Source organism: Loktanella gaetbuli, assembly GCF_020531945.1.
Lineage (GTDB): Bacteria > Pseudomonadota > Alphaproteobacteria > Rhodobacterales > Rhodobacteraceae > Loktanella > Loktanella gaetbuli.
This window is the reverse complement of the sequence record NZ_JAJATZ010000002.1, coordinates 230,903-249,136: the sequence shown is the minus strand read 5'-3', so window position 1 is coordinate 249,136 and position 18,234 is coordinate 230,903. Positions and strand designations below refer to the sequence as shown.

The 18,234-nt window shown below is 63.7% G+C and carries 17 protein-coding genes; 10 read left to right on the top strand and 7 right to left on the bottom strand.

The genetic code is table 11. The features are described 5' to 3' along the window. The first annotated feature begins 66 nt into the window (after window positions 1-66). The 7 genes from LGQ03_RS04765 (at window position 67) to LGQ03_RS04735 (ending at window position 6,983) form a co-directional block, all read left to right on the top strand. Window positions 67-732 (top strand): response regulator transcription factor, encoded by a 666-nt coding sequence (locus LGQ03_RS04765; protein ID WP_090160179.1) that lies wholly within the window; start codon window positions 67-69, stop codon window positions 730-732. Continuing rightward, window positions 729-2,090 carry a sensor histidine kinase gene (locus LGQ03_RS04760; RefSeq protein WP_226747462.1) on the top strand — a complete coding sequence of 454 codons (1,362 nt, stop codon included), beginning with the start codon at window positions 729-731 and terminating at the stop codon, window positions 2,088-2,090. Before LGQ03_RS04765 ends, LGQ03_RS04760 begins: the two co-directional genes overlap by 4 nt. Further along, on the top strand, window positions 2,060-3,085 hold the full coding sequence (locus tag LGQ03_RS04755; protein ID WP_226747461.1) for an ABC transporter substrate-binding protein: 1,026 nt from the start codon (window positions 2,060-2,062) through the stop codon (window positions 3,083-3,085). The genes LGQ03_RS04760 and LGQ03_RS04755 overlap by 31 nt, the downstream gene beginning before the upstream one ends. A gap of 45 nt (window positions 3,086-3,130) precedes the next feature. Beyond that, entirely contained in the window at window positions 3,131-4,162 is a 1,032-nt protein-coding gene (locus LGQ03_RS04750) for an RluA family pseudouridine synthase (RefSeq protein WP_226747460.1), read from the top strand. Window positions 4,163-4,306: 144 nt separating this feature from the next. Then, on the top strand, window positions 4,307-5,203 hold the full coding sequence (gene rpoH, locus LGQ03_RS04745; RefSeq protein WP_056034130.1) for an RNA polymerase sigma factor RpoH: 897 nt from the start codon (window positions 4,307-4,309) through the stop codon (window positions 5,201-5,203). 86 nt (window positions 5,204-5,289) lie between these two features. Further along, complete coding sequence (locus tag LGQ03_RS04740; RefSeq protein ID WP_226747459.1) at window positions 5,290-6,255, top strand: Gfo/Idh/MocA family protein; 966 nt, start codon at window positions 5,290-5,292, stop codon at window positions 6,253-6,255. 44 nt (window positions 6,256-6,299) lie between these two features. Continuing rightward, window positions 6,300-6,983 carry an NAD(P)-dependent oxidoreductase gene (locus tag LGQ03_RS04735; protein ID WP_090160174.1) on the top strand — a complete coding sequence of 228 codons (684 nt, stop codon included), beginning with the start codon at window positions 6,300-6,302 and terminating at the stop codon, window positions 6,981-6,983. On the opposite strand, the gene LGQ03_RS04730 is transcribed toward LGQ03_RS04735, so the two are convergent. The 7 genes from LGQ03_RS04730 to LGQ03_RS04700 form a co-directional block, all read right to left on the bottom strand. Beyond that, a complete protein-coding gene (locus LGQ03_RS04730; RefSeq protein ID WP_226747458.1) occupies window positions 6,980-7,453 on the bottom strand; it encodes a GNAT family N-acetyltransferase in 474 nt (157 codons plus the stop codon). The two genes, LGQ03_RS04735 and LGQ03_RS04730, sit on opposite strands and share 4 nt — an antisense overlap. Next, window positions 7,450-9,270 (bottom strand): M3 family oligoendopeptidase, encoded by a 1,821-nt coding sequence (locus LGQ03_RS04725; protein WP_226747457.1) that lies wholly within the window; start codon window positions 9,268-9,270, stop codon window positions 7,450-7,452. Before LGQ03_RS04725 ends, LGQ03_RS04730 begins: the two co-directional genes overlap by 4 nt. Before the next feature lie 67 nt (window positions 9,271-9,337). Continuing rightward, a complete protein-coding gene (locus LGQ03_RS04720) occupies window positions 9,338-10,417 on the bottom strand; it encodes an endonuclease/exonuclease/phosphatase family protein (RefSeq protein WP_226747456.1) in 1,080 nt (359 codons plus the stop codon). A 3-nt stretch (window positions 10,418-10,420) separates the two neighbouring features. Further along, window positions 10,421-12,010, bottom strand: a complete 1,590-nt coding sequence (locus tag LGQ03_RS04715; RefSeq protein WP_226747455.1) for an ATP-dependent DNA ligase — start codon at window positions 12,008-12,010, stop codon at window positions 10,421-10,423. Continuing rightward, window positions 12,007-13,029: a ligase-associated DNA damage response exonuclease gene (locus LGQ03_RS04710; protein ID WP_226747454.1), complete on the bottom strand. Its 1,023-nt coding sequence runs from the start codon at window positions 13,027-13,029 to the stop codon at window positions 12,007-12,009. Before LGQ03_RS04710 ends, LGQ03_RS04715 begins: the two co-directional genes overlap by 4 nt. A gap of 153 nt (window positions 13,030-13,182) precedes the next feature. Then, the gene (locus LGQ03_RS04705) at window positions 13,183-14,118 is read right to left on the bottom strand and encodes an alpha/beta fold hydrolase (protein ID WP_226747453.1); all 936 of its coding nucleotides are present in this window, start codon (window positions 14,116-14,118) and stop codon (window positions 13,183-13,185) included. A gap of 4 nt (window positions 14,119-14,122) precedes the next feature. Next, window positions 14,123-14,419 carry an SCP2 sterol-binding domain-containing protein gene (locus LGQ03_RS04700; RefSeq protein WP_056034103.1) on the bottom strand — a complete coding sequence of 99 codons (297 nt, stop codon included), beginning with the start codon at window positions 14,417-14,419 and terminating at the stop codon, window positions 14,123-14,125. A gap of 76 nt (window positions 14,420-14,495) precedes the next feature. Here LGQ03_RS04700 and LGQ03_RS04695 point away from each other — a divergent pair, with 76 nt between their 5' ends. From LGQ03_RS04695 to LGQ03_RS04685, 3 genes are read left to right on the top strand one after another with little or no spacing between them, the layout of a single operon-like run. Beyond that, window positions 14,496-15,044 (top strand): tetratricopeptide repeat protein, encoded by a 549-nt coding sequence (locus LGQ03_RS04695; protein WP_226747452.1) that lies wholly within the window; start codon window positions 14,496-14,498, stop codon window positions 15,042-15,044. 24 nt (window positions 15,045-15,068) lie between these two features. Beyond that, complete coding sequence (locus LGQ03_RS04690; RefSeq protein ID WP_226747451.1) at window positions 15,069-17,840, top strand: helicase-related protein; 2,772 nt, start codon at window positions 15,069-15,071, stop codon at window positions 17,838-17,840. After that, on the top strand, window positions 17,837-18,211 hold the full coding sequence (locus LGQ03_RS04685; RefSeq protein ID WP_226747450.1) for an RNA-binding S4 domain-containing protein: 375 nt from the start codon (window positions 17,837-17,839) through the stop codon (window positions 18,209-18,211). The genes LGQ03_RS04690 and LGQ03_RS04685 overlap by 4 nt, the downstream gene beginning before the upstream one ends. The last annotated feature ends 23 nt before the right edge of the window (window positions 18,212-18,234 follow it).

The window sequence follows — 18,234 nt, the reverse complement described above, 5'->3', positions numbered from 1 at the left end:
CAGGGTCACTTTGTTTGCGCCCAAGCTGACGCTAACCTGTCACGGTGCGAGAGAAAGGGATTCTTTTTGCGGTTTTTGCTGGTAGAGGACACGCCCGATCTGGGGCAGGCCGTGCTGGACCGGTTGACGCTGGACGGGCACGGCGTGGACTGGGCGCGCAGTCTGGCCGAGGCCGAGGCACATCTGGCGGTATCCAGCTATGACCTGATCCTGCTGGATATCATGCTGCCCGATGGTGACGGGCGCGATTTTCTGGCCGCACACAGGCGGGTGCCGCGCGATACGCCGGTGATCGTGATGACCGCGCGCGCGGGCGTCAGCGACCGCGTGGCCCTGCTGGACACGGGCGCGGACGATTATGTGACCAAGCCGTTCGATTTCGCGGAACTGGAGGCACGCGTGCGGGCGGTTCTGCGCCGACGTGGTGGAACGGCGCAGACGCAGGTCATCTACGCCGATCTGGTGTTTGATCCGCTGGGTGGGACCGTGGCCGTGGGGGGCGACGTGCGTGACCTGCGCAACCGCGAACTGCGGCTGCTGGAAATCCTTATGGCGGGGCCCGGGCGCATTTTCTCCAAGGGGCATCTGCATGACAGGCTCTTGTCCGCGTCCGAGGCCGTCAGCGACAACGCGATCGAGGTCTATGTCGGGCGTTTGCGCAAGAAGCTGTCGGGATCTGCGGCACGGATCGAGACGGTGCGCGGTGTCGGTTACCGGTTGACCCAAGGGTGAGGCGGCCCGCCTCGATCCGGCGCCGGTTGCTGTTGCAGGGGATCGGCGTGGCGGCCCTGCTGGCGCTGGTGCTGTATCTGGCGGTGCGCGGTGTGGCGGGTGCGGCGATCCAGACCGTGCAGGATTCGGTCCTGGGCACGGCAACCGTCGTCATCGCCGAGGAATTGCGTGGCGGTGCGGACGGGATCAGCGTGGACATTCCCTATGCGGCGTTTTCGATGTTGGGAGCGGTGGGCGAAGACCGGGTGTTCTACCGCATTCTGGTGGGGGACCAGACTGTTACCGGCTACCCTGACCTGCCGCTTCCTGATGTTGTGCCGGGGCTGACACCGGCGTTTTACACGGTCCCCTATCAGGACGCGCAGGTGCGAGTCGGGGCCGTGGGCCGGTCCGTGTTGGTGGACGGCAACCGGGTCGATGTGACGGTGCTGCTGGGCCAGACGCGCACCGCGCAGGCGGTGATTTCGGCGCAGATGGCGAACCGGGCGGCGGGACTGGGCCTTGGCATCTTTGCGCTGGCGGCCGTGCTGGCGCTGATTTCAGCGCGGTCCGTGCTGGCCCCGGTGCATGATCTGGCACTGGCCGTGGGGCGACGTGGACCACAGGACCTGCGCCCCGTCAGGCGTGCCGTCCCGCGCGAACTGGTGCCGCTGGTGGCGGCGCTGAACGGATTGATCGCGCGGCTGCGGTCGGCGCTGGACCGGACCGAATCCTTTATCACCGAAGCCGCCCATCATGTGCGCACCCCATTGGCCACGGTGCGGATGCAGACCGAGGTGGCCTTGCGGCAGGCAACGGACGATGCGACGCGGGCCAGCCTGCGCAACGTGATCCGTGCGGTGGACAATGCGGCGCGATCGACGGGGCAGATGCTGGACCACGCAAGCGTCATCTACCGCAGTGACCAGCCCACCCAGGATGCGTTGGACCTGGCGGTGGTGCTGCGCGATCTGGTGGGCCAGATGGCACCGACCGCTGACATGCGCGACATGGCGTTCGTGCTGGACATGCCCGTGGGCCCGGTGCCGCTGTCGGCGGACCGCCTGCTGCTGGAAAGCGCCTTGCGCAACCTGCTGGACAACGCGCTGAAATACGGGACGGCCGACACGGATATCGAGGTCGCATTGACGCCTGACGGTTGCGTCACGGTCTGCGACCGGGGGCGCGGGCTGGGCGGGGGCGGTGCTGCGGCATTGACCGGACGCTTTGCAAGGGGCGACAACGTGGGCGATGTGGTGGGCTCCGGGCTGGGCCTGTCCATCGTGCGCGACGCAGCACGGGCCTGCGGCGGGACATTCACGATTTCACCCAGACCAGGAGGCGGCACATGCGCGACCTTGCACTTGCCCTTGCGGTGACACTGACCCTGATCGGGGCGCTGTTCGCCCGCCCTGCGCTGGCGTTCGAGATCGAGGAGGTCGCGACCTTTGGCGCGGGCGCGCAGGTCGTGTCGGTGCTGTCGACGACGGATGCCGCCGTTTTCGCCCCGGTCATCGCGGGCTATCTGGAAACGCGGCCTGATTTGACCGTGCGTTATACGGTGGCCAACAGCCAGCAGGTCTATGCCGCAATCGCGGGCGACGGCGCGGCATTCGATCTGGTGATTTCATCGGCGATGGATTTGCAGATGAAACTGGCCAACGACGGTGCGGCAAGGGCATTTGACGGCGGTGGCGTGCTGCCGGACTGGGCGCGCTGGCGCGACCGTCTGTTTGCCGTGGCGCAGGAACCTGTGGTGATGATCGCACGGCGCGCGGATTTCGCGGGCCTGCCCCTGCCGCAGAGCCGGGCCGATCTGGTGGCGCTGCTGCGTGACAATGCCGAGCGGTTTGCCGGGCGCATCGGCACCTATGATCCGGCCGAGTCGGGGGCGGGCTATTTGTTTGCCACGCAGGATGCGCGACAATCCGACAGTGCCTGGCGACTGTCAGAGGTCGCGGGCAGTCTGCACCCGCAGCTTTATACTACGAGTGCGGCGATGATCGACGATGTGCAGTCCGGGCGGCTGGCGCTGGCCTATAATGTGCTGGGGTCCTATGCGGCAGCGCGACCCGATCCGGGCATGGTGGTCATCCAGCCTGCGGATTTCACCCATGTCCTGCTGCGCACGGCGCTGGTGCCGGTGACCAGCACGGACCCTGCTGCCGGTGCCGGATTCCTGTCGTTCCTGCTGTCATCACAGGGGCAGGCGCTGCTGGCCGACGCCGGTTTGCCGCCGGTGTCTGATACGACGATCACCGCAGCACCGCAGTTGCGTCCGATCCGGCTGGACCCCGGCCTGCTGGTCTATGTCGACCCGATGATGCGCCAGAAGTTCCTGACGGAATGGACCGCGGCCGTCGTCCAGCCGTGACAAGCGGCGCGCGGGGCGCTAAGCGCGGCACCAAGGAGACGCCCGATGTCAGACACCACCGTTCGCTTTACCATCCAGCCCGATCCGCCCGCGCGGATGGACAAGGCTTTGGCCCGCGATGTGCCGCAGGATGCGACGCTGTCGCGCTCGCGGTTGGGTGCGCTGATCGCCGAAGGGGCCGTGACGGTCAATGGCGTGGTCGAGACCAACCCGCGTCAGCGCCTGACAGAGGGGGCAGAGATCGTCGTGACGACGCCCGTCGTCAGCGAAAGCCATATCACCGCACAGGACATCGCGCTGGATGTGGTGTTCGAGGACGCGGACCTGATCGTGCTGAACAAGCCTGCGGGCATGGTGGTGCATCCGGCCCCCGGCAGCCCGGACGGCACATTGGTCAACGCGCTGATCCATCACTGCGGCGACGATCTGTCCGGCGTCGGTGGCATGAGGCGTCCCGGCATCGTGCACCGCATCGACAAGGACACCAGCGGCCTGTTGGTGGTCGCGAAATCCGACAAGGCCCATCAGGGGTTGGCGGCGCAATTTGCGGCCCACACGGTGGAGAGGCGCTATCTGGCCGTCTGTTTCGGGGTGCCCGATGCCAGCGATCCGCGCCTGCGCGGGGTCAAGGGCACCAGTTTCGAGGCGGCGAACATCCTCAAGGTGCAGACGTTCCTGGGACGGCACAAGACTGACCGCCAGCGGCAGGCGGTGTCGTTCAGCACGGGGCGTCATGCAGTGACGCGGGCACGGATCGTGCAACCGCTGGGCACACCCGCTGCGGCGGCGCTGATCGAATGCTGGCTGGAAACGGGCCGTACCCACCAGATCAGGGTGCACATGGCCCATTGCGGCCACGGGTTGATCGGTGATCCGACCTATGGTGGCCGCCAGAAACTGTCGGCCAAGTCGGTGGGCGAGGCCGGTGTCGCCGCGGCGCGCAATTTCCCCCGGCAAGCGCTGCATGCCGCGACCCTGGGCTTTGTTCATCCCGTCAGCGGCGATGCGCTGGCGTTCGAGGCTCCGCTGCCCCAGGATATGATCGAACTTGTGAATAATCTGGATCATCGCGGCTGAACTGTGCATTTTTGCAGCTATGCGACGGGAACCGGGCGGGCTAGAAAATGTTAGGTTTATGAAGCGCATGAGATTGCAACACCAAGCCGTGCAACCCATATCCATGTTAAGGCCTGATACATTGGCCATCCAGGGGAAGTCAAAATGAGCGATTACAAGAACCTACCGGCACCGAGCCCAGAGCAGGGCTTGAACCGCTACATGCAGGAAATCCGCAAGTTTCCGATGCTGGAACCCGAAGAAGAATACATGCTGGCCAAGCGTTGGGCCGAAGATGGCGATACGGAAGCGGCACACAAGATGGTGACCAGCCACCTGCGCCTCGCCGCCAAGATCGCCATGGGCTATCGCGGCTATGGCCTGCCGCAGGCCGAGGTGATTTCCGAGGCGAACGTGGGCCTGATGCAGGCCGTCAAGAAATTTGACCCTGAAAAAGGGTTTCGCCTGGCGACCTATGCCATGTGGTGGATCCGTGCTGCTATTCAGGAATACGTCCTGCGGTCGTGGTCGATGGTGAAACTGGGCACGACCTCGGCGCAAAAGAAGCTGTTTTTCAACCTGCGCAAGGCGAAATCCCGCATCGGTGCGCTGGAAGACGGCGACCTGCGTCCCGAGAACGTCAAGCGGATCGCGACCGATCTGGGTGTGACCGAGGACGAGGTCGTGTCGATGAACCGCCGCATGTCCGGTGGTGATGCATCCCTGAACGCCACCGTCGGGTCCGAGGGCGAGGGCACGATGCAATGGCAGGACTGGCTGGAAGACGAGGACGCGGATCAGGCCGGCGATTATGCGGAACGTGACGAGCTGGAAAGCCGCCGCGAGATGCTGGCCGAGGCGATGCAGGTCCTGAACGACCGCGAAAAGGACATCCTGATGCAGCGTCGCCTGAACGACGAGACCATCACGCTGGAAGACCTGTCCAGCCAGTATGACGTCAGCCGCGAACGGATTCGCCAGATCGAGGTTCGGGCCTTTGAAAAGCTGCAAAAGCGCATGCGCGAACTGGCGGCCGAACGCGGGATGCTTGAGGACGTGTGATCCCCTCGCTAGGGTCGGTTAAGAGTTACTCCCGTCGGATGCCTCCGGCGGGAGTATTTTTTGCAAGATGATGCGGAGGATGCGCGATGCGTTGGGGAATATTGGGAGCTGCGAAATTCGCGCGGGAGTGGATGGCGCCTGCCATTCATGCGGCAAAAGGCGCGGAACTTGTGGCGATCGCGACCTCTGACCCGGCCAAGGCGGCAGGGTTCAGTGCCTTTGCGCCAGGAATGCGCGTCTTTGACGATTATGACGCCCTGTTGGCGGATCCCGACATCGATGCGGTCTATGTGCCGCTGCCGAACCATCTGCACGTGGACTGGACGATCAAGGCGCTGGAGGCGGGCAAGCATGTGCTGTGCGAAAAGCCAATCGCGCTGAAGGCCGACGAAATCGACCGTGTGATTGCGGCGCGTGACAAGGCGGGCAAGCTGGCGGCAGAGGCGTTCATGATCGTGCATCATCCCCAGTTTCAGCGCGCCCGCGAGCTGGTACAGGACGGCGCGATCGGCAAGCTGGCCCATGTGGATGCGGTTTTCAGCTACAACAACGCAGGTGCGGTCGACAACATCCGCAACCGCCCCGAAACCGGTGGCGGCGGGTTGCCGGATATCGGGGTTTATACCTTTGGTGCGGCGCGGTTCGTGACCGGGGCCGATTGTCAGCGGGTGACCTATGCCGATTTGCGATTCGAGAATGGGGTCGACGTGTTTGCCCAAGTGGCTGCGGATTTCGGCGACTTTACCTACGGTGCTGTGGTGTCGATGCGGATGCAGCCGCGCCAGTCCATCACCTTTCACGGGGATGCAGGGCATCTGACGCTGACCGCGCCGTTCAATGCCAACCTCTATGATGTGGCGCAGCTGACACTGGAGACGGGAAACGGAGTGCGGCAGGTCGAACGCTGGCCTGCCGCCAACCATTATGTGTTGCAGGTCGAAGCCTTTGGCGCGGCGGCGCGCGGGACTGCGGATTATGCCTGCCCGCTGGAATTCAGTCGTGGCACGCAGGCGATGATGGACATGGTGTTTGACAAGGCAAGGAACCCCTGAGGGTCACAGGTGTTGGCCCCGGTGAACAACATGGGGGCCGATGAATGAAGCTGGCAGTATTGGGTGCCAAGGGCGCGGTGGGGCAGCATTTGCTGGATCAGGCGCTGGACAAGGGCCACGCAGTGACCGCGATCGAGCTGGATTGCGCCGACATGCCCGCGCGCAAGGGGCTGACCTGTATCGAGGCCGACGTGCTGGAGGACGATCTGTCCAGCGCCTTTGCGGGGAGTGACGCGGTTCTGTCCTGCCTGGGGGTTGGCAATTCGCCAAAGGTCCTGCTGGATCCGCCACCACTGTACACCCGCGGCACCAGTAATATTCTGGCCGGCATGCACGCCGCCGAGGTCGACCGTCTGGCCGTGATTTCAGCCAGTTTTGTCGAAGCCAAGAACCGCGGGCCGATCTATTTCAAGGTGCCGGTCATGACGGCGCTGCACAACGTGCTGGACCAGATGGGCGAGATGGAGGCGCAATTGCGCGCATCGCGCGTGGATTGGACGGCCGTGCGTCCCGGCTGGTTGATGCAGGGCGATCTGACGGCGGATTACGTGGTGACGCCGGATGTGATCCCGCAACATCTGGTGCGCACGCGCATGGCGGATGTGGCGCATTTCATGCTGCATCTGGCAGAAACGGGCAGTTGGTCGCGGCAGACCCCGGCGCTGGCCCGGCAAGAGGATGCAGAGGCCACATCAGTCGCTGCCGTGATCCGAGATATGACCGGCTAAAGGTTCATGCGCAGGATGTGCTGCGGACCTGCGTCACCGCCCAGGTAGTGTTCGCCGGTATCGGTGAAACCACCGTTCAGGTAGCTGCGCCGCGCGCCGGGATTGCGCAGGTTGACCGTCAGGTAAATCTGCGTGGCTTGCGGATAGCGTTGCGCCATATAGGCGGGCAATGCCCGTATCATGGCGGTGCCGATGCCGCGCCCCTGATGGCGTTGATCGATGATCATGCTGCGCAATCCATAGGCACCTGATGGCACCTGCGGGTGTTCGCGCGAAAAATCGCGATCAATGCGAAACATGCCCACCAGCGTGGCGTCGACGTAGATCAGATGCACGTCGATGCCGTCTTGCGGGTTCTCTAGCAGAAGCCTTGGCTGACTGGAAAACCGTTCCTGCTCGGGGCCGACCGCCAGCGCGCAGAGGGCGTCGCGCTGGTCACTGGTATATGGGGCGAGGGTGACGCTGGTCACGCATCCTCCATCGCTTCGAGTTCGTCGATCATGGATTCGATCATCGACAGGCCCTTGTCCCAGAACGCGGGGTCAGAGGCGTCGAGGCCGAAGGGTTCCAGCAGTTCCTTGTGGTGTTTGGACCCGCCCGCCTTGAGCATGTCGAAATATTTCGCCTGAAAGTCGGGATCGCCTTCCTCATACACGGCGTAAAGCGCGTTCACGAGGCCGTCGCCAAAGGCGTAGGCATAGACGTAGAATGGCGAGTGGACGAAGTGCGGGATGTAGGACCAGAAGGTTTCATAGCCCTCGTGGAAATCGAACACCGGGCCAAGGGATTCGGCCTGCACGGACATCCACAGCGCGTTGATGTCGTCGGGGGTCAGTTCGCCACCCGCGCGCGCGGCGTGCAGTTTGCATTCAAAATCGTAGAACGCGATCTGGCGCACGACCGTGTTGATCATGTCCTCGACCTTGCCTGCGAGCAGGACCTTGCGTTCTGCCGGAGTTTTGGCGCCGTCCAGCAGTTTGCGGAAAGTCAGCATTTCGCCAAAGACAGAGGCGGTTTCCGCCAGTGTGAGCGGGGTGGATGACAGCAGTTCCCCTTGCCCTGCGGCCAGACGCTGGTGGACGCCGTGACCCAACTCGTGGGCCAGCGTCATCACGTCGCGCGGTTTGCCCAGATAGTTCAGCATCACATAAGGATGCACCGTGGTGACGGTCGGGTGGGCGAATGCGCCGGGGGCCTTGCCCGGTTTGACGGCGGCGTCGATCCAGCCTTCGGTAAAGAACGGTTTTGCAAGATCGGCCATGTCAGGCGAAAACCCGGCGTATGCGTCCAGCACGGTCTGCTGTGCCTCGTCCCAGCCCACAAGGCGTTCGTCCTCACGCGGGAGCGGGGCATTGCGATCCCATGTTTCCATCCGCTCGAGCCCCAGCCAACGCGCTTTCAGCGCATAATAGCGGTGCGACAGGCGCGGGTAGGCGGCGACGACGGCGTTGCGCAACGCCTCGACGACCTCTGGTTCGACGTGGTTGGAAAGGTGGCGGCCCGTTTGCGGGGTCGGCATCTTGCGCCAGCGGTCCTCGATTTCCTTTTCCTTGGCCAGCGTGTTGTGGATGCGGGCAAAGAGTTTGACGTTCTGCGCGAAAACATCCGACAGCGCCATGGCTGCGGCTTCACGCTTGGACCGGTCGCTGTCGGTCAGCAGGTTCAGCGTTGATTCAAGGCTCAGTTCTTCGGCGTCCACGACAAAGGTCAGCGCGGCCATTGTTTCGTCAAACAGACGGTTCCAGGCGGCGGCACCGACGGTGGATTGGTCGTGCAGGAATTTTTCCAGCTCGTCCGACAATTGGTGCGGCCGCATGGCGCGCATCCGGTCAAACACGGGCTTGTAGCGGCGCAGTTCTTCGTTCTGGGCCAGCAGCGTGTCGAGGTGGTCGTCGGGCAGGCGGTTGAATTCCAGACCATAGAACACCAGCGGCGTGGTATAGGTCGTGATCCGGTCCTGCATGTCGGCCATGAATTTGGCGCGATCGTTGTCGGTGGTGATCTGGTAATACCGCAGGCCCGCGTAGGACATGATGCGGCCAGCGATTTCGTTGATTTTTTCATCGCGCTGCACGGCCTCGAGCAGGCCAGCGGCGTCGAGGTCGGCCAGTTTGCCTTCGAAATCGGCGGCAAAGCGGGTGCAGGCATCCTCGAGCCAGTCGAGGTCGCGTTTGATTTCCGCACTGTCGGTCGCCGGATAGAGGTGCGTCAGGTCCCATTCGGGCAGGTCGCCCATCGGGCTGCCGCCGGTTTCTGTCACGGCGTCAAAGGTGCGGTCATCGGTCATGGGATTATCCTGTTTTCTGTTGCGACAGACATAGGACTGCGGGCGGGTGCACTCAACCCACCGGGGCCTAATCGGCGGGGCTTGCGATGGCGCGGGCGGCGTCGAATGTGTCCTGTGCGGCGGCCAGATCGCCGTCCTGCAGCGGGATGGTGCGCGCGTCCACCAGCGGTGACAGGCACAGATCGACGCGCACCGGGTGATGGTCTGATCCGACGGATGGCAGCACGGTCATATCCAGCAGGCCAGGGCCAGCTTGCCACAGCACCTGATCCAGTGGCCAGCGCATCAGGTCGCTGTCAGCCATGTAGCTGTTCATTGGGCCGCGTCCTGCACGCGGGTCCAGCAGGCCACCGATCCGCAAGGCGCGCTGCGCGGTATCTTCCCACGGGGCGAGGTTGAAATCGCCGGCGATCACGCTGACGGCGCTGGTTTCGCGCGCGCGCATCGCGGCGTGCAGGATGGTTGCATCGCGCATGGTAGAGGGCTGGCCGCCGTTGGTCTGGTGCGGCGGGCGCGGGTGCACGCCCAGCAGGTGGACCGGCATGGTCGGGTGCACAATCTGTCCGTCGAACATGGGGGTATCGACGCCCATCGGGTAGGTCATGTTTGCTTGTGAAAACGGGTGGCGGCTGTAGATTTGCATCCCGTAGTAGGCGGACTCGGGCTGTTCGCGCATGATATGGTCGAACTGATCATCCAGTGGTGCCAGCGCGTTGTCCCACCAAGGCGAGGTTTCCAGCACCACCAGAACATCGGGGGCCTGACTTCGCACCATATCCAGCACGCTTTCGTCGTTGCGATTTGACACCTGCACGTTGGTCACCAGCACGCGCAGGCGGTCGTCGGCGTCGCAACGCAGCACGCTGGCCACCATTTTCGAGGCCAGGGGCTGATAGGGCCATAGCTTTGCGACCTGGAGGCCGATGGCTGCGATTCCGGCGAGCGTCAGGATCGTGCCCCGGGATGGTTGCGCGCGGCGCAGTGTCACGAACAGGGCCAGGCTGATCAACAGACCGGCGAGGAATTGCAGGCGCGGGAAATCCAGAAAGCGGATCCACCATGTATCGAATGTCAGCAACGGCAGAAACGTGGCTGCGCACAGCGCGAACAGGACCGTTCCCACCACGCGGATCAAAAATTTACGCATGCATCATCCGTAGGTGTCCAGCATCTCTTTCAAATCGTCGAGGGTGTTCGCCTCGGACGTGGGTTTGTCGTGCCGCCAGCGCAGCATCCGGGGGAATCGCAGCGCCACGCCGGATTTGTGACGCGGGCTGGCCTGAATGCCCTCGAACGCCAGTTCGAACACGTGTTCGGGCTTTACCTGCCGGACCGGCCCGAATTTTTGAAGCGTGTTTTTCCGTACCCAAGCGGTGATCTGCCGAAACTCTGCGTCGGTTAGGCCGGAATACGCCTTGGTGAACGGAACCAGATCATTTCCTTGCCAAACCGCAAAAGTGTAATCCGTGAACAGATTTGCGCGGCGGCCCGATCCGGCCTGCGCGTAGATCATCACGGCGTCGATGGTCAGGGGGTCGACCTTCCATTTCCACCAGTCGCCTTTCTTGCGGCCTGACAGATAAGGGCTGTCCAGACGTTTGAGCATAAAGCCTTCGGCGTTGCGGTCGCGGGAGGTTTCGCGCAGGGCGGTCAGCGTCGTCCAGTCGGCGAAATCGACGGCTGGCGACAGGCGCAGCGGCGCGCTGTCCGGCACGGCATCAACGATCTGCGCCAGCCGTGCGCGGCGGTCGGCAAAGGGCTGCGCCCGGATGTCGGTGCCTGCGTCCTCGAGCAGGTCATAGGCCATCAGGATCACGGGGGCCTCGGTCAGCAGCTTTTTCGGGACAGTCTTGCGACCGATGCGCGATTGCAGGGCGTTGAACGACAGGGGGGCCTCGTTACGAAAGGCCAGCACCTCGCCGTCGATGACGGTGCCGTCGGGCAGATAATCCTTGAGCTGGGCGAGTTCGGGAAAACGGTCGGTCATCAGATCCTCGCCGCGCGACCACAGGTGATGGTCGCCCGCGCGGACGATGAATTGCCCCCGGATGCCGTCCCATTTCCATTCCGCGTTCCAGTCGGTTGCGGGACCGAGGTCGTCCAGATCCTCGAGCCCGTAGGCGAGGTAGAACGGGTAGGGGCGCGACAGATCGGCGGTGGGATCGTGCGCCTCGATCAGGTTGTGCCATGTGGTGGTTTGCGGCGTCCAGTTGCCCATCAGCTTGTGGGTCAGTTCCGCCTCGTCCTGACCCGTGGCCTGTGCCAGGGCGCGGGTCATCAGTTTCTGGCTGACCCCGATGCGGAAACCACCCGTCAGCAGTTTGGTGAACAAGAACCGCTGGGTTGTGGGCAGGCTGTCCCAAGCGGCAAGGATACCGGCCTTGCGGGCGTCATCGTCCAAGCTGGACAGGCGGGCGAGTTCGTTGATCCAATGGGTCAGGCTATGGTCGGCGGTGCTGGACGGGTCGGGCAGGATCAGCGCGATGGTTTCGGCCAGATCGCCGACGATGGAATAGGATTCCTCGAACAGCCACAGGGGCAGGTTTGCGCGTTCGGCGGCCCATTCGCGCAGGCGCGCGGCGGTGATCAGGCGTTTGGGACGGCGGCCTGAAAACAATGCGATGGTCCAGAGTTTGTCGTCATCCGGGGCTGTGCGAAAATAATCGGCAAGGGCCGCGACCTTGACCGTGGTCTTGGTCGTCTCGTCCACGCGGGTAAAGAGGGCGGCAAAGTCCTTCATGCGTCCTCGACCACCGGTTCGTCGCCACCATCTAGGCTTTCGCCCTCATATTCGGTGCTGACGACATGGGCGTCATAGCCCTGTTCGGACAGGTATTTCTGGAACGCGGAGGTGTAGCCATGGGTGGTGAAGATGCGTGTGGCACCGGTTTCCTTGATCGCGGCATTCAGGCCGGCCCAATCGGCATGGTCGGAGACGATAAAGCCGCGGTCGCCGGCGCGTCTGCGGCGCACCCCGCGCAACGCCATCCAGCCCGAGGCAAAGGCGCTGGAGGACGGGCCGAAACGACGGCCCCATGTGCCGCCCATGGCGCTAGGCGTGGCGATGACGAGGGCGCCGGGGTGGTCGGCGATTTTCAGATCGGGTGTCACGCGGATCGTATCGGGCAGGTTGATCCCCTGGGCACGCAGCACGGCGTTGGTGTTTTCGACCGCACCGTGGGTCAGGATCGGCCCGATCTGCGCGTCCACCGATGTTAGCAGGCGCTGCGCCTTGCCCAAGGCATAGGCCCCAAGGATGGATGTGCGTCCGGCGGCGGCATTGGCGGCCCACCAGTCGTTCATCTGGCGGGCCAGCACATCCTCGGCTGTCCATTTGAACACGGGCAGGCCAAAGGTGCATTCCGTGATAAACGCGTGGCATTGGACGGGTTCAAACGGTTCGGACAGCCCGTCGGCCACGGTTTTATAATCCCCCGAGGCGACCCAGACCTGACCGCCGACCGCGACCCGGATCTGCGCAGAGCCGGGCACATGGCCTGCGGGATGGAATGACACGGTCGCACTGCCGATCTGGCGCGTTTCGCCGTAGCGGATGGTATCGAGCGTGATGTCGCCCAGACGGTGGCGGATGACGGGTGCCGCCGCCTCGGTCGCGAGATAAGAGCGCATGCCCCAGCGCGAATGATCCGCGTGGCCATGCGTGATCAGCGCCCGGTCCACGGGTCGCCACGGATCGATGTAGAAATCACCCGCCGGGCAATAGATGCCCCGGTCGGTAAAGGTCAGTACGTCAGCCATGGCGATCAGTTAGGGCCGCATGTCCGGGTGACGAGATAGCAGCCGGATTTTATCCTGACCGGCGGACACGCGGGCCTGTGAGGGCGGGTGCCTCCGGCGGGAGTATTTGGGGCAAGATGATGCGGCGCGGGCGGCATTGCCGCAGAGCCTGCGTCAGGTGTTGGCGTCGAACAGCGTGCAGGCGGTGTCGAACACGCGCGCGCGGGTGTCCGCGTCCTCCATCATGACCTCGTGCTTGCCGGCCTCGATGATGTCCAGCGTGCCGCCGGGCCATTTGGCCATGCGCGCGCGGATACGGTGCGCATCGACGATGGTTTCGGCGGTCCCGAGGAAGGTCACGCAGGGGGTGCGTGGTGAGGTCAGCCGCGCAAGGTTGCGGCATTCGGCCAGCGCCTCGTTCAGCCAGCGCAAGGAAGGACCGCCCAGCGACAGGTCGGGTTCAGCGCTGATCTGGTTGAGCATGTAGTCGAACATCTCGCGGTCGGACGTCAGTTCGTTCGCCTCGAAGGCCATGCGTTCGATATAATTCTCGACCTTTTGGCCCGGTGCCATGGCCGTGTCGAAATTCATCTTGCGTGACAGCGACGACAGCCCCCAGGCGAACGGGCGCAGCGTGGGTTTCATCTGGATGCCCCACATCGGCGCACTGAACATCGCGGCGCGCACGGGCAGCCCTTCGATCAGGGCGCGCAGTCCGATTGCACCCCCCATGGAATGTGCGATCAGATAGAACGGTTTGGGTAGGCCGAGGTCGCGCGCATGGGTCAGCATGGCGGCCACGTCCTTTTGATAGTCGGAAAACAGGTCGACGTGACCTGTGGCGCGATGGGGGGTCAGCCGGTCCGCCAACCCCTGACCGCGCCAGTCCACCACCAACGTGGCATAGCCGCGGTCACGCAGGTCGCGCGCGGCGCGACCGTATTTTTCGATGTATTCCGTGCGGCCCGGAAACAGCAGCACGGTGCCGCGATCCGCGTCGCTCACCCAGTGGCCCACGCGAATCTGTTTGTTGTCGGTGGTTTTCAGCCAATGCGCCGCCCCGGCGTCCGGGCCGTCGGCAAGATCGGAATGGAGCGGCGCGTATCTCATCGGATCAGGAAATCACCCCGGCCAGCGCCATGGCCTTGCCCATGTCGCCGTCGATGGTCAGTTTGCCGGTCATGAAGGCCGCCGTGGGGTTTTCGTCGCCGGTCATGATGCCCTCGAAGGTGTCGCGGCTGGCGGTCAGCGTCACGTCGGCCTCTGCGTCGTCGGCGCAGGCGGTGACATCGGTGCCTGCGATCATCAGGGCACCTTCGCCCTCGATCACGAACTTGGCGGTGCCGTCAAAGGATTCGCCATCCATCTTGGCGTTCAACTGGGTGACGGCGGCAGAGACGATATCGCTCATGGGAATGTGTCCTCGGTTTGGGGGCTGGATGCCTGCGCCCACTGGTATCGGGCTGGTTTTAAACTACAGTGACGGTATGTCGATACATCATCTCTTCTTCAACTCTGTCGTTGCGACACTCTTGTGGTGCGGTGTTGCCGCGGCCCAGACGGCCGAGCTTGATTCATTGTTCGACCGGTTGGCACAGGCCGACCCGTCCGAGGCGGAGGGCATTCGCGGACAGATCGAGACGCAATGGTCGCGCAGCGGGTCGCCTGCCATGGATCTGTTGTTGCGTCGGGGCGAGGATGCGCTGGCGGATGGCAACCCTGCGCTGGCCGTCGATCACCTGAGTGCGTTGATCGACCATGCCCCCGATTTTGCCCAGGGTTACAGCCTGCGGGCCTCGGCGTTCTATGCGCAGGAACAGATCGGACTGGCGCTGGATGATCTGCGGACTGCGCTGGAACTGAACCCGCGGCATTTCAACGCAATGCGCGGGCTGGCGGTGATCTTGCAACAATTGGACCGTCCGCAAGAGGCGCTTGAGGTCTATCAGCGAATCCGTGACATTGCCCCGCATATCGACGGGGTCGACATGGCCATTGACCGTCTGTCAGTCGAACTGGATGGCACGTCGCTGTGACGCGCCGCCCCTGCGGGGACGATCATGCAACCCTCACGTATCACGGCCGTTTTGGGGCCGACGAACACCGGCAAGACGCATCTCGCGATTGACCGGATGCTGGGGCACCGGACGGGTGTGATCGGTCTGCCGCTGCGTCTGCTGGCGCGCGAGGTCTACGACAGGCTGGTGCGCGCGCGCGGGCCGGGAGTCGTGGCGCTGGTCACGGGCGAGGAGCGCATCGTGCCGCCGCGCGCGGCCTATTGGGTCTGCACGGTCGAGGCGATGCCCACGGGCATGGGCTGCGATTTTCTGGCCGTCGATGAAATCCAGCTCTGTGCAGATCCCGAACGGGGCCACATCTTTACCGACCGTCTGCTGCATGCGCGCGGGCTGAAGGAAACCCTGTTCATGGGGGCGGAAACGATCCGGGGTGCGATCAACGCGCTGGTGCCCGGCGTCGAATTCATTCACCGAGAGCGGTTCAGCACGCTGACCCACACAGGTTCGAAAAAGCTAAGCCGGATGCCTGCACGGTCGGCCATCGTCGGGTTTTCGGTTGAAAATGTCTATGCGATTGCCGAACTGCTGCGCCGCCAAAAGGGAGGCGCTGCCGTCGTCATGGGCGCGCTGTCGCCCCGGACCCGCAACGCGCAGGTCGAGATGTATCAAAACGGTGATGTCGATTACCTGGTGGCGACCGATGCCATCGGGATGGGGCTGAACCTGGACGTCAAACACGTGGCCTTTTCCGCGACGTCGAAATTCGATGGCACACGGATGCGGGAATTGCGGCCAGAGGAGCTGGCGCAGATTGCCGGGCGTGCCGGGCGTCATACGGCCAGCGGCACATTCGGGGTGACGGGCGAGGCGTCAGAACTGGATGACGGCACGATCGAGCAGATCACGACGCATCGGTTCCAGCCTGTCAAAAAGCTGATGTGGCGCAACAGTGACCTGCAATTCGGGTCGGTCAAGCGGCTGCTGCAAACGCTGGAAAAACATACCCAGGACGATTGGCTGACCCGCGTCCGCGAAAGCGACGACCTGGCGGCGTTGCGTGCGCTGAGCGAGGACAGCCTGATCACGGCGCGCGCGCACGACGGCCCGTCCGTGCGGTTGCTGTGGGATGTCTGCCGGATTCCCGATTTTCGCGGGATCAGTCGCGGTGAACATGCCAGCCTGCTGACGCGGATTTTCACCGACCTGCATCAAAGCGGACATGTGGACGAGAACTGGTTCGCGCTACAGGTTGCGCGGATCGACCGGGATGACGGAGATATCGACACGCTGTCCAAACGGCTGGCGTATATCCGCACATGGACCTATGTGGCGCAACGCAAGGGTTGGCTGCGGGATGAAAACCATTGGCGCGATGCAACCCGCGCTGTAGAAGACCGACTGTCGGATGCGCTGCATGGCGCGCTGACGCAAAGATTTGTGGACCGGCGCACCAGTGTCTTGCTGCGCCGGCTCAAACAAAAGGAGAGCCTTGTGGCTGACGTGAACGACCAGGGCGAAGTGACGGTAGAGGGCGAATTCATCGGCAAGCTGGAAGGCTTTCGGTTTCGCATGGACAAGGCAGGGTCGCCCGACGAGGCGAAAACCCTGCGGCAGGCCAGTGTGGCCGCCCTTGCGCCGCAGTTTCATCTGCGTGCCGACCGGTTTTACAACGCACCCGACACCGAGATCGATTTCACCGAACAGGGTGGGTTGATGTGGGGCGATCAGGCCGTGGGCAAGCTGTCCAAGGGGTCGGATCCGCTGAAACCGTCGGTCACAGTATTTGTTGACGACGAGGCCGGTCCGGACGTGGCCGCCAAGGTGCAGCGCCGGTTGCAGCATTTCATCGACCGCAAGGTGGCTGCGGCAATGGAACCGCTGCTGACGCTGGCGAATGACGCGGCGCTGACTGGTGCGGCCAAGGGATTTGCCTACCGTCTGGTCGAACATTTCGGGATCATCACCCGTGGTGAGGTCGCCGACGAGGTCAAGGCGCTGGATCAGGACGCGCGCGGCGCGTTGCGCAAGCATGGCATCCGGTTCGGGCAATTCACGATTTTCATGCCGCTGCTGCTGAAACCCGCGCCGACGCGTCTGCGTCTGGTGCTGTGGGCGCTGCACAACGATCTGTCGGAATTCCCCGAAAGCCCGCCACCGGGTCTGGTGACCGTGCCTGCGGCTGCGGGTGTGCCGCAGGGCTATTACACGATGGCGGGTTACCGCGCTGCGGGCGAACGCGCGATCCGCATCGACATGCTGGAACGGCTGGCCGACATGCTGCGCGACCGCGATTCGCGCGGCGGGTTCGAGGCCACCGCCGACATGCTGTCGATCACCGGCATGACGCTGGTGCAGTTTGCCAATCTGATGACGGGTCTGGGTTACAAGGCGGAACCCGGTGAGCGCGCCAAGGTCAAGGCACCAAAGGCTGAAGAGCCTGCAAAGGATGCGACCCCCGATGTGACAGAAGGCGAGGCTGCTGAAACGGATGCCGCGCCACAGGGCGATGCGATCGGTGACGCCGCGACCGGCATCGTCGAGACGGCAGAACCCGCAGAACCCGCAGCGCCGGAAATGGAAGCTTTTTACACCTTTACCTGGGGTGGGCGTGCGGCCCGTCAGCAGGGTAAGCCGGCAGGCGACAGGCCGCGCGACGACAAACCGGCCGGCAAGGGTCGGGGCAAGCCGAAAGGCAAGGGCAAACCACCAAGCGAAAAGCCGCAGAGTTTTGCTGCAAAGCCCAAGCGTCCGGAAAAGAAGATCGACCCGGACAATCCCTTTGCTGCAGCACTTTCGGGGTTCAAGCCTGAGTGAGCGCGCCCGGCGATACGATCCGGCTTGATAAATGGCTATGGCATGCGCGGTTTTTCAAATCGCGCAGCCTGGCCGCCGGGATCGTGTCGGGCGGCAAGGTGCGGGTCGACGGCACGCCCGTGTCGAAACCAGCCCGCAACGTGGGCCCCGGAAACGTACTGACCTTCGTGCAAGGTGATGCGGTCCGGGTCGTGAAAATCCTGGGCTGCGGTGTCAGGCGCGGTCCGGCACCAGAGGCGCAGGCGCTGTACGACGACATGTCGCCCGAACGTGTTGCCCGTCCGCCCGCCCCGAAATACGAAGGCAAGGGGCGCCCGACCGGCAAGGACCGCCGCGACATGACGACCAAGGGGCCATTCCCGCTTGAATGACCAAACCGTCTGTCCTAGTGAGT

What these genes read in the sequence shown, in the direction of transcription:
- LGQ03_RS04695 (WP_226747452.1), top strand. Translation starts at nt 14,496, where the DNA reads ATGTCGATACATCATCTCTTCTTCAACTCTGTCGTTGCGACACTCTTG.
- LGQ03_RS04735 (WP_090160174.1), top strand. Translation starts at nt 6,300, where the DNA reads ATGAAGCTGGCAGTATTGGGTGCCAAGGGCGCGGTGGGGCAGCATTTG.
- LGQ03_RS04715 (WP_226747455.1), bottom strand. Translation starts at nt 12,010, where the DNA reads ATGAAGGACTTTGCCGCCCTCTTTACCCGCGTGGACGAGACGACCAAG.
- LGQ03_RS04690 (WP_226747451.1), top strand. Translation starts at nt 15,069, where the DNA reads ATGCAACCCTCACGTATCACGGCCGTTTTGGGGCCGACGAACACCGGC.
- LGQ03_RS04710 (WP_226747454.1), bottom strand. Translation starts at nt 13,029, where the DNA reads ATGGCTGACGTACTGACCTTTACCGACCGGGGCATCTATTGCCCGGCG.
- LGQ03_RS04750 (WP_226747460.1), top strand. Translation starts at nt 3,131, where the DNA reads ATGTCAGACACCACCGTTCGCTTTACCATCCAGCCCGATCCGCCCGCG.
- LGQ03_RS04725 (WP_226747457.1), bottom strand. Translation starts at nt 9,270, where the DNA reads ATGACCGATGACCGCACCTTTGACGCCGTGACAGAAACCGGCGGCAGC.
- LGQ03_RS04720 (WP_226747456.1), bottom strand. Translation starts at nt 10,417, where the DNA reads ATGCGTAAATTTTTGATCCGCGTGGTGGGAACGGTCCTGTTCGCGCTG.
- LGQ03_RS04755 (WP_226747461.1), top strand. Translation starts at nt 2,060, where the DNA reads ATGCGCGACCTTGCACTTGCCCTTGCGGTGACACTGACCCTGATCGGG.
- rpoH (WP_056034130.1), top strand. Translation starts at nt 4,307, where the DNA reads ATGAGCGATTACAAGAACCTACCGGCACCGAGCCCAGAGCAGGGCTTG.
- LGQ03_RS04740 (WP_226747459.1), top strand. Translation starts at nt 5,290, where the DNA reads ATGCGTTGGGGAATATTGGGAGCTGCGAAATTCGCGCGGGAGTGGATG.
- LGQ03_RS04700 (WP_056034103.1), bottom strand. Translation starts at nt 14,419, where the DNA reads ATGAGCGATATCGTCTCTGCCGCCGTCACCCAGTTGAACGCCAAGATG.
- LGQ03_RS04705 (WP_226747453.1), bottom strand. Translation starts at nt 14,118, where the DNA reads ATGAGATACGCGCCGCTCCATTCCGATCTTGCCGACGGCCCGGACGCC.